Source organism: Vibrio sp. Vb1337 (genome assembly GCF_033338715.1).
Classification (GTDB): Bacteria; Pseudomonadota; Gammaproteobacteria; order Enterobacterales; family Vibrionaceae; genus Vibrio; species Vibrio alginolyticus.
In genome coordinates, this window is record NZ_JAWOTD010000289.1 from 1 (window position 1) to 1023 (window position 1023).

1 protein-coding gene is annotated in these 1023 nt (G+C 45.4%); it reads left to right on the forward strand.

What is annotated here, in order from left to right; genetic code table 11:
- The coding region (locus R7E42_RS25695) for a methyl-accepting chemotaxis protein (protein ID WP_318073340.1) at nt 1-801 on the forward strand (801 nt) is incomplete at its 5' end.
- Nucleotides 802-1023 lie beyond the last annotated feature (222 nt).

Here is a 1023-nt window from a genome sequence, read left to right on the forward strand (position 1 = left end):
ACGAATGCCGATAGCGCGGAGGATAACAGTGAGCGCGTCACTGAAAACCTAAGCGCGCAAAAAATCGAACTTGATTCTGTTGCAACCGCAGTGAATGAGATGCAAGCCTCGTCTTCCGAGATATCTCATAATGCTCAAGCAACCGCAGATGCGACGCTGAAAGCGCAAAACACCATGACCGATAGCCGCAATGTTATCGATAACGTTAACCATTCCGTTCTCGACCTTGTTGGCGAGTTGGGTGAGATTTCGAAAGTGGTGATGCGTTTGAATCAACAAACGGATCAAATAGGGACGGTTATTGAGGTGATTAATGGCATTGCCGAACAAACCAATCTTCTGGCATTGAATGCTGCGATAGAAGCGGCAAGGGCAGGCGAGCAAGGTCGTGGTTTTGCGGTAGTCGCGGATGAAGTGAGAACGCTTGCCAAACGAACTCAAGAGTCCACAACAGAGATCAAATCTGCGATTGAGAGCATTCAACATGGCAGTAAGTCTGCGGTTTCTGCATTGGAGAAAGGCAACGAGATGTCTACAGGGACGGTCACTTTGCTTGGAACGGCGCTTGAGAGCATTCAGCAACTAGAGTCGTTGATCCAAGATGTTGTAGAAAGAAATCAACAGATAGCCGTCGCCATCGAAGAGCAGGTCTACGTCACGGATGAAATCAATGAGAACATCCAATCGCTCAATTTGAAATACAGCGAGTCGTATGATCTGATGACAGAAACCAACCAGATGAACAGCAGAGTGCAAAACTGTACGAATGAACTCTCTGACATGATAAAAAAATTCGCATAAGCAGCGGAAGTAAATGGCTTAGTGCTTCTCTAAATAAAGCATAGGGTAGGAGCAAATATGGTTACGCAAAATACCAACTTTTCCCCGGAGCAACCAAAACATGAAAAAGACGAGCAACAGAATGTAGCAATAGTTGAATTCAATAGCAGTGTGCTCAGCAGGCAATCGACAGATTTTTTGACTCATGAAGAGTTAAAAATGTTGGAAGCCGTGATAGGTATC